Genomic DNA, 5,029 nt, shown 5'->3' with positions numbered 1-5,029 from the left:
CGACGCCTCGGAGACCTCGACGGTGGTGGAGGCTTCCGGCCGCGACCGGCCGGGCCTTTTGGCCGACCTCGCCCGCACGATCTCGGACGCGGACCTCTCGATCCTGTCGGCCCACATCGACAGCTACGGCGAGCGCGCCGTCGACGCCTTCTATGTCGTCGACCCACAGGGCCGCAAACTGACCGATGCGCGCAAGAAGAGCGCTTTGAAAGCTGCGCTGGAGGCAGCCGTCGTGGACGAAGGCGAGCCGCAGGGCCGGCGCGCCAATTTGCAGCGCGCGCGCGCCAGCGTCGCACGCTAGTCTGACGCTTCGCCCCCGCCGCCAGGACCGCTTTGTGACCGAGACGCCGCTGACCGCGACCAAGCCTGCCTCGACGCCTGCCTCGGCCAAGGGCGCCGCCAAGCCGGGCGGGCTGATCCGCTCGTCGATGGTCTATTCGTCCTTCACCCTGATCAGCCGGGTGATGGGCTTCGTGCGCGACCTGGCGGTCAGCTATCACATGGGCGCCAGCGCGACCTTCGCCGCGGACGCCTTCAACACCGCCTTCGCCTTTCCGAACCTGTTCCGCCGGATCTTCGCCGAGGGCGCCTTCGCCGCGGCCTTCGTGCCGGCCTATTCCAAGTCGCTGGAGCGGGACGGCGAGCACGTCGCCGACGAGCTGGCGGCCGACGCCATGGCGACCCTGGCCGCAGCGACCCTGGCCATCACGCTCATCGCCGAGCTGACCATGCCCTGGCTGATGCACCTGATCGCCCCGGGCTTCGCGGCCAACCCGCAGAAGTTCCACCTGGCGGTGGTGCTGACGATGATCACCATGCCGTACCTGCCGTGCATGGCGATCTACGCGCACCTCTCGGGCGTGCTGAACGCCCGCAACCGCTTCATCCTTTCGGCCGCCGCGCCGATCCTCTTGAACATCTGGACCCTGGTCACCGTCCTGCCGACGCGCTCGCCGGTCCAGGCGGCGATCTGGGCCTCGGTGGGCGTGCTGCTGGCCGGCGTGAGCCAGGCGGCCCTGCTGGCGTGGGGCTGCAAGCGCTCGGGCGCCCACGTGGGCTTCCGCTGGCCCCGGCTGACGCCGGAGATCAAGCAGCTGATCATGCTCGCGGTGCCGGGCGCGATCGCCGCCAGCGCCACCCAGATCAACATTTTCATCTCCGGCGTGCTGGTCAGCCAGGTGAACGGCGCGCGCTCGTGGCTGGCCTATTGCGACCGCCTCTACCAGCTGCCGCAGGGGCTGGTAGGCGTCGCCATCGGCGTGGCGCTGCTGCCCAGGCTGTCACGCGCGGTCCATGCCGGCGACCACGCGAGCGCCCGTTCGGCGATGGACGAGGCGATCACCTTCGCCATGGCGCTCACCCTGCCGGCTGCAGCCGCCCTGGTCGCCATTCCCTATTTCATGGTGGACGCGCTCTACACCCGCGGCGCCTTCACCAACGTCGACGCCGAGCACACGGCGGCGGCGTTGCTGAACTACGGCTGGGGCGTGCCGGCCTTCGTGCTCGCCCAGCTGTTCAGCCGCGCCTTCTTCGCGCGCCAGGACACCAAGACGCCGATGCGCTACGGCCTGATCGCCGTGGTGGTGAACGTCGGCCTCGGCGTCACTCTGTTCCAGCTGGTCGGCGTCTCCGGCATCGCCGCGGCGACGGCCGCCGCCTGGTGGCTGAACGTGGCGATGATGGCCGTGACCCTCGCCCGGCGCGGCGACTACCGCCCCAGCCCCAAGGCGGTCTCCAAGCTGATCCGCATCCTGATCGCCAGCGTCGCCCTGGGCGCGGTGCTGGGCGCGGTCTCCCATTTCCGTGCGCCCATCGAGACGGTGCTCGGCCACGCCAGCTTCGGCCCGATCCACGGCAAGGAGCTGGCGATCGCCGTGACCGCCGTCCTCGCCCTCGGCCTCTACCCGCTGCTGCTGTTCGCCTCCGGCGGCCTGACGCTGGCCGAAGCCAGGGCCGCGGTGCGACGGCGCAAGGGCTAGTCTCGCGCTTGCGGCGGGCCGCCGCTGGGCTTAAGGGGCGAAGCCATGGCTCGTCCTGGACGCAACAGCTGGCGATGGCGCTGACGCGCCCTTCCTAAGGCCTCGCGCCCCTTTGCGCCCATCGTCCCTTTCAAGCCCTGAAGTCAGATCCATGACCGACCAGCCCCCGGCTCCCTACGCGGGTCCCCAGCGCGTGCTCTCCGGCGTGCAGCCCTCCGGCAACCTGCACCTTGGCAACTATCTCGGCGCCCTGGTGAAGTTCGCCCGCCTGCAGCACGAAATCCCGACCTTCATCTTCGTCGCCGACCTGCACGCCATCACCGCCTGGCAGGATCCGGCCAGGCTGAAGGACCAGGTGCGCGAGATCGCCGCGGCCTATCTGGCCACCGGCCTCGACCCGAAGGTGGCGACCATCTTCGCCCAGTCGGCGGTGCCGGCCCACGCCGAGCTCGCCTGGGTGTTCAACTGCGTCGCTCGCCTCGGCTGGCTCGACCGTATGACCCAGTTCAAGGACAAGGCCGGCAAGCACAAGGAGCGCGAGAGCGTCGGGCTCTACACCTATCCGGTGCTGCAGGCCGCCGACATCCTGGCCTACAAGGCGACCCATGTGCCGGTCGGCGAGGACCAGAAGCAGCATCTGGAGCTGACGCGCGACATCGCCCAGAAGTTCATGAACGACTTCGCCGCCCCCGGCTTCTTCCCGCTGCCCGAGCCGGTGACGCAAGGGCCGGGCGCGCGGGTGATGAGCCTGCGCGACGGGTCGGCGAAGATGAGCAAGTCGGACCCGTCCGACTACTCGCGCATCAACCTGACCGACGACGCCGACGCCATCGCCCAGAAGGTGAAGAAGGCCCGCACCGACCCCGAGCCGCTGCCGCAGACGCTGGAGGAGCTGGAGGCCCGTCCCGAGGCCCGCAACCTCGTGGGCATCTATGCGGCGCTGGCCGGGATCGGCGACCAGCAGGTGCTGGCCGAGTTCGCAGGCCAGGGCTTCGGCGCGTTCAAGCCGAAGCTCGCCGACCTCGCGGTCGAAAAGCTCGGCCCCATCGGCGGCGAGATGCGCCGCCTGCTGGCCGATCCGGCGGAGATCGACCGTATCCTCGCCGCCGGCGCCGAGCGCGCCAATGCGGTCGCCGCGCCGACCATGGCCGAGGTGCGCAAGCTGGTGGGCTTCTGGGCAGGGTGACTTCTTCCCTCCCCTTTATGGAGAAGGGAAGGGGCAGCTTGCGCCCACGCCGCCGACGGGCCACATCTGCCCCATGTTCATCCAGACCGAAACCACGCCCAATCCCGAGGTGCTGAAGTTCCTGCCCGGCCGCGAGGTCATGGGCGAGGGCGCGCGGGACATCCGCGATGCGGACGAGGCCAAGGTCTCGCCGCTGGCGGTCGAGATCTTCGGCGTCGTGGGGGTGAAGCGGGTCTACTTCGGCCCCGACTTCCTCACCGTCGAGAAGGCGGCCGGATCGGACTGGGCGCTGCTGAAGGCGCCGATCCTGGCGGCGATCATGGATCACTTCACGTCCGGGGCGCCGTTGTTCGCCAAGGAAGGCGAGGGCGCGGCGGGCCATTCGGACGTCGAGTACGAGGGCGAGACCGCCCAGATCGTCGCCGAGATCAAGGACCTGCTCGACACCCGCATCCGCCCCGCGGTGGCCCAGGACGGTGGCGACATCCTGTTCGACCGCTTCGACGTCGACACCGGGGTGGTCTGGCTCAATATGCGCGGCGCCTGCTCCGGCTGCCCATCCTCCACCGCGACCCTGAAGGCGGGCGTGGAGAACATGCTCAAGCATTATGTGCCCGAGGTGACCGGGGTCGAGCAGACCCTCTGACCTTGCGCTAAGCTCGCCCGATGATCGTCCTGGGGCTCGACACCTGTCTGACGGCCTGCTCGGTCGCCGTGCGCGACGGCGAGCGCGTGCTCGCCTACGAGGCCGAGGTCATGGCCCGCGGCCACCAGGAGCGCCTCGCCCCGATGGCCGAGCGGGTGATGGCCGCGGCCGGCCTGTCGTTCGACCGGCTTCAGCGCATCGGCGTCACCGTCGGCCCCGGCTCTTTCACCGGCCTGCGCGTCGGCCTGGCCTTCGCCAAGGGCCTGGCCTCGGCGCTCGGCGTTGCGCTGTCGGGCGTGGGCGCGCTGGAGGCCCTGGCCGCTGAGGCCGACGGCCTGGTCTTCGCCGTCGTCGATGCGCGCCGCGACCAGGTCTATCTGCAGGGCTTCGAGGACGGTCGCGCGCTGATGGCGCCCGACGCCCTCGAGCTCGGGATCGCCGCAGCCCGCCTGGCGGAGATCGCCGCCGGCCGGCCGCTGACCCTGGTCGGCTCCGGCGCGCCGCTGTTGGCGGGCTTTGCGCCCGGCGCGCGGCTGCTGACGCCGGAGGGCTGCGATGCGCGGCAGGTGGCCAGACTGGCTGCCGCCCGCCCGCCCGTTCCGGCCCGCCCGCTCTATCTTCGCGCGCCCGACGCCCGGCTGCCGGCGTGAAGCTTGCCGAGGTGAGCCTGGCGTGGGCGACGCTCGAGGACGCGCCGGCCATGGCCGCGGTGCACGCCGAGGCCTTCGCCGCCGCATGGGACGCCGCGGCCTTCGCTGAACTGATGGCCGGGCCGGGCGTTTTCGGAATCCTCGCGGGCGAGGCGGCCGATCTCGGCGTCGTGCTCTGTCGGCTCGCCGCCGGAGAGCTGGAGGTGTTGACGATCGGCGTGTCGCCGGCGGCGCGGCGCCGGGGCGTGGCTAGGGCGCTGATGGCGGCGGCGCTCGGAGCCGCCCGCCAGGCGGGCGCCGGGACGGCGTTTCTCGAGGTGGCGGTAGACAACGCCGAAGCCGCCGCCTTGTATGCCGGCCTGGGCTTCCGGCGAGTCGGCCTGCGCCGCAACTACTACGACCGGGGGGCCGCGGGGCGGGCGGATGCGCTCGTCATGCGTCTCGACCTCGCGGACGCTTAGACCTATTTTCGCGGCATGGATTTGGAGCCGAGGCCTGTGCCTGACCGTATCGAACAGCTCTGCATCGAAAAGGGCATGCGCATGACCGAGCAGCGGCGGGTGATCGC

The 5,029-nt window shown here is 70.9% G+C and carries 6 protein-coding genes; all 6 read left to right on the top strand.

What is annotated here, in order from left to right:
- Positions 1-301, top strand: a 301-nt coding sequence (locus VJS38_RS00425) for an ACT domain-containing protein (protein WP_324086185.1), incomplete at its 5' end; no start/stop codon positions are given.
- Positions 302-335: 34 nt separating this feature from the next.
- Positions 336-1,979, top strand: coding sequence for a murein biosynthesis integral membrane protein MurJ (murJ, locus tag VJS38_RS00420; RefSeq protein ID WP_324086184.1), 1,644 nt, complete (start codon positions 336-338; stop codon positions 1,977-1,979).
- Positions 1,980-2,130: 151 nt separating this feature from the next.
- A complete protein-coding gene (gene trpS, locus VJS38_RS00415; RefSeq protein ID WP_324086183.1) occupies positions 2,131-3,165 on the top strand; it encodes a tryptophan--tRNA ligase in 1,035 nt (344 codons plus the stop codon).
- Positions 3,166-3,238: 73 nt separating this feature from the next.
- The gene (locus tag VJS38_RS00410; RefSeq protein ID WP_324086182.1) at positions 3,239-3,811 is read left to right on the top strand and encodes a NifU family protein; all 573 of its coding nucleotides are present in this window, start codon (positions 3,239-3,241) and stop codon (positions 3,809-3,811) included.
- 23 nt (positions 3,812-3,834) lie between these two features.
- Positions 3,835-4,461, top strand: coding sequence for a tRNA (adenosine(37)-N6)-threonylcarbamoyltransferase complex dimerization subunit type 1 TsaB (tsaB, locus tag VJS38_RS00405; RefSeq protein WP_324086186.1), 627 nt, complete (start codon positions 3,835-3,837; stop codon positions 4,459-4,461).
- A complete protein-coding gene (locus VJS38_RS00400) occupies positions 4,458-4,922 on the top strand; it encodes a GNAT family N-acetyltransferase (protein WP_324086181.1) in 465 nt (154 codons plus the stop codon). Before tsaB ends, VJS38_RS00400 begins: the two co-directional genes overlap by 4 nt.
- Positions 4,923-5,029: the final 107 nt, after the last annotated feature.

This window comes from Phenylobacterium sp. (assembly GCF_035276905.1).
Classification (GTDB): Bacteria; Pseudomonadota; Alphaproteobacteria; order Caulobacterales; family Caulobacteraceae; genus Phenylobacterium.
The sequence above is the reverse complement of the archived record's forward strand: the minus strand, read 5'-3'. Positions and strand labels throughout refer to the sequence as shown.